The organism is Candidatus Zixiibacteriota bacterium (genome assembly GCA_034439475.1).
Classification (GTDB): domain Bacteria; phylum Zixibacteria; class MSB-5A5; order GN15; family FEB-12; genus JAWXAN01.
On sequence record JAWXAN010000068.1, the window covers coordinates 1 to 4549 of the forward strand.

General features: G+C 48.6%; 3 protein-coding genes. 2 read left to right on the forward strand and 1 reads right to left on the reverse strand.

All coding sequences use genetic code 11. The annotated features are described in order from the left end of the window. Positions 1-2393 (forward strand): hypothetical protein (locus tag SGI97_09630; GenBank protein MDZ4724147.1); only part of this gene is annotated, 2393 nt, incomplete at its 5' end. Between the two features lie 226 nt (positions 2394-2619). On the opposite strand, the gene wecB is transcribed toward SGI97_09630, so the two are convergent. Then, positions 2620-3717, reverse strand: a complete 1098-nt coding sequence (gene wecB, locus SGI97_09635) for a UDP-N-acetylglucosamine 2-epimerase (non-hydrolyzing) (protein ID MDZ4724148.1) — start codon at positions 3715-3717, stop codon at positions 2620-2622. 568 nt (positions 3718-4285) lie between these two features. Here wecB and SGI97_09640 point away from each other — a divergent pair. Continuing rightward, positions 4286-4549, forward strand: a 264-nt coding sequence (locus SGI97_09640) for a hypothetical protein (GenBank protein MDZ4724149.1), incomplete at its 3' end; no start/stop codon positions are given.

The window sequence follows — 4549 nt, forward strand, 5'->3', positions numbered from 1 at the left end:
CCGCAGAGAGAACTTGGTATGCCAATAGGTATGCGTTTTGTATTGGCTCAGGAAACAACGCCCTGAGTAATATCACTGCTATGAAGGCGATAAACCCGACCCTCAAAGCGCTCGTGTATGACCTGTTTGTGTTGCAAGCCCCAGACTCCTTGCTCGTGAAAAATTGGGCAATATCTAAGGGGTACAATTTCGATTCATTGGTTCTGCGCGTAAAAAACACCTCGCCCGCAGATTCGGTGCGGCTACGTGTTCAGGATTTCAATACCACGGGACATGGCCGATTTGTCACTACTCAACCGGGGGGTATATTACTCCAGCCCGGTTATACCGATGCTCAAACTCGTTTTTCTTGGGACTTTAGAAACCCAAAAGTCGGCGAGTATCTTGCCGAACGCTGGAAAGCCTTAGCCGAGGGTATGGGATATGACGGCGTTATGTGCGATGAAGAATGTATTATCGGATACACCAACAATGCTCCGAGCGGCCTTTTCCCTCTCATGTCTCCACTCAAGGATATTATCCCAAGCCTATGGTCGTATGGTAGTCCGTATACGAGCCTCACGAGAAACTGGGGAAATGCGTTTGATCTTGAAGACGCCGATGCAGTCAACAGTTATGTTGATGTACGGGATTCACTTCGCAGAGCACGTGATGGTTGGATGAAGGTCGCGGGGGATTTGATGAGAAGCTACGGTTTGCAATATGCTCCAAACTTTGCAGCTCTCCCAGCAAGCCATCTGGTGAATTGGAATGGCGAAGGACGACACTGCGCTGTTCTCGCTGGGGCATATGTCATGGGTGAATACAGCTATGTCGTACCATGTAATCCGAGTCAGTTGGATCATTGTCTGGCAATGATGAACGCGCTCTATTCGGTGAAGGACTCTAATCTGCAAATGTATCCGGGCTGGATAACGGGTGGTGATTTGAATGTGTCGGCAGGGATGGACATAGAGAGAATCAAGAACATCAGTCTCGGCTATATGCTTGTCTGTAATTTCAGAGGCAGTACAACCTACAACTTCTCACTGGCCCAGCGAGTCGGTCAAGTCTACTGGTGGGGCGGTTATGGCATCCATGATTCAACGGCTCAATGGAGCGATGCTTTCGGGAAATACTTCGGTTTGCATAGCAATGTCATTGATTCGTCAAATGATAATGCCGCAGGCGATAAAGTAAGACTGGCTAATTATAAAGACCCTCGTGACACTACTAAAATTCTTACAAAAGTGTATTTGCGGTTGGCGTCTCAGGCGAGTACCGATTCGGCTACGACGTTCGTGTCGATTACCACACCAGCATCTCCGACGGGCCAATGGTTCAGACTGGAATCCCGGACAAAGACCGCTTCGGTGGCAGGGTATAGCTGGACAGAACATACTGCGGCAACGATCAATGCTCATAACGGCTCGGCCATTATTCTCTCGTCAGATACTATGTTTGCCAATACTGGCACATCAGGCGCGGCTGATGTTGTCCCTCCGGCGAAGATCGACGATCTCGGCGCACTGCCAGGCAGTAACTTCGGTGAAGTCAGGCTCACCTGGACTGCACCGGGTGATGATGACAATTCCGGAACAGTAAGCGGCTATAGAATACGATATCGCGACACGGCTGTCGGAGATATAACCGACGCAAATTGGAATTCGCTTCCGACGGTTGCAACCTCGGTGCCGATCGCTTCCGCGGGAAGCCAGCAATCAGCGACAGTTTCGAGTACACATGGTTTGAGCGCCGGGACGTATTATTTTGGAATCAAAGCCTATGACAATGTAAATAATCAAGGTGAGCTCTCGGTTATTGCAAAGAGCGCAACCAATCAATCGATAGTCTCAGGGACTGACGACTGCGCTCCTGTGGTCGTCTCTCCGCAGAATGGCGCGCTGGTCAATAGCTCTCAGCCTGCACTGACTGTAACCAACACCCTCTGTGATTCGGTTGCGGTGAACCTGTACTACTTTGAGCTTGCAGGCGATGAGTTTTTCGGCGGCAGTGTCACAGCGTCGCCGGCAGTTGACGAAGGCGAGACCACGACAAAGTGGGAAGTGCCCAATACGCTTGAGACAGGAGCCCGCTACTATTGGCGGGCGAGAGCCAATGCGTATAATTATAGCCCGGTTTCGTACTTTGACGTGAAAGCTGCGCCGTATGTTTTTCCGTCCACACTGCATCTTTCGTCGACGCCGAATGTGACCTTCAAAGAAATTCCTTCCGGCTCCGCGCTTGTTTTGTTATCGCCATCGGGCGTTCTAATAAAACGCTGGAGCGATATAACCAATCAAGAAATTGTCTGGAACGGTGATGACGAGTCCGGACTCACTGTCGGCTCGGGTGTCTACCTGTGGTACTTGGAAGATAGCGACCATCGCGGAAAAATAATTGTCGTTCGATAAAAGGAATTGGCGCGTATGACGCGCGTTGTGGACGAGTGGACTCTTTCTTTCGAAAACCAACAGACCGCTAAAAAATAGAAATCGTAAGACTGTCGGGAGCGACGTTGACTTCTATCCCGTTTCTTCGACTATGCAATAATCTGAATTGATATCATCAGCGTATCCGATAGGCAAGACTTGCGGGCAGTGAAAAAGAGACGAGCGTCAATACGGACGCTGACCCGGGTCAGGCAATGGTGCGGAGGATCGTTACAATTCGCTCGGCAGTTTTGCCATCCCAGAGATCGGGAATGCGCCCTCTTTTTGCTTTACCATCAAGAATTAATTGGACCGCTTCCAGCACCTTCGCCGGGTGAGGACCAGTCAAAATATTGCTGCCGACATCGACCGTGACCGGTCGTTCGGTATTTTCGCGCATCGTTATGCAAGGGATTCTCAGGTATGTCGTTTCCTCCTGAATCCCGCCCGAATCGGTCAGGACAAAAAAGGAGGATGACTGCAGGGCGAGGAAATCAAGGTATCCCAGCGGTTCAATAATTTTGAGCCGTCCATCCGAGACGGAATCCAGCATACCCAGTTGAGTCATCTTTTTTTTTGTACGCGGATGTGCCGGAAAGACAACCGGAACTCGATCGGCGATGGAAATTATCATGGTCATAATTTCGCGGAGTATTTTTTCGTTGTCCACATTCGATGGGCGATGAAGCGTCATACAGACATATTTGCCCGGGATAAGCGAGAGATCGTCAAGGATCGTGGAGCGTTTGCAGGCTTCGAGACTGGCGGTCAGCGAATCAATCATGATGTTGCCGGTGAAAAAAATCTTCTCCGAAGGTACGCCTTCTGCTTTGAGGTTTCTTATACCTGATTCTTCGGTCACAAATAAATAGTCTGAGAGCCTGTCGGTCACGATGCGGTTTATTTCCTCGGGCATCGCCTTATCAAAACTTCGCAGGCCAGCTTCGACATGGGCTATCCGAATAGACATTTTTGCTGCAACAAGCGCGGCGGCCATAGTGGAATTGACATCGCCAAAGACAACAACCAGGTCAGGCCTGTCTTGGGAAAATGATTTTTCGAGTTCAATCATAATTTTAGCGGTCTGCTCGGCATGGCTTCCTGAGCCAACCCCGAGAAAAATATTGGGTTTGTCCATCCCCAATTCATTGAAAAATAGTTCGGACATCTTTGGGTCATAATGCTGGCCGGTGTGAATGAGAGTGGGCCTGAATATATCAGGAAGAGTTTTTAGCGCCCGCAGGAGAGGAGCGGCTTTCATAAAATTTGGCCGCGCTCCGACGATGAGGGTAATATGTTTTTTCACGCTGTAGCACTCCTCCTGAATACTTTTAAATCGGATACTCGTATAGTACAATGAATTCAAGCGAATGTAGCTATTGATAGGCTGTATTCACACATTTTTTTGAATTCGTACATGACAACCTTAGATATTGCCGGAGAATGTTCTTCGCGACTCAACTGTTCGCTTTGCGGTTCATAATCTTAGGAGTGTCCAGCACACGGTGAACATGTGTCGCGCTTAAACTCGCCAATGTATCCCTTTTATGACCTGCTAATTTTTTTGTTCGTCTAAATCCAAACAGCTATATCAAAAGATTGAAAAAAGGTTGATTTATCGGGCTTTTTTTCTTGACACAGTTCTTATGAGTTAATACTTTTGAATGAGACGACGAGCAGTACATCAGCAGTACATCAATCGTGCTGCCAAAAAATACTTACCTCCGGCCAAATGTCCGGATACTAACTAAAGGAAACCTAGCGGTCGCAAAGCTCACTACTCGTAGTAATCACGCCGGTATAGCGCTGGATGCGCTGGTTCGATTACTTATCGCTAATTGAAAACGGGACCGACGCCCGAAAAGGTGAACGCTATGTTAAGTTCAAAATACCGACGATCTCTACGCGAAATTGTCAGCTTTACCACCGCACTGACGCTTGCAGTTTCGCTTTTGGTAGGCATGGGTTATGCCCAAAGCCCTGCTCCAATGTCGAAACAGTTACGCATCGGAGCCTATACATACGGCGGTTCTCCGATGTGGAATGGCAACACCGCAGAGAGAACTTGGTATGCCAATAGGTATGCGTTTTGTATTGGCTCAGGAAACAACGCCCTGAGTAATATCACTGCTATGAAG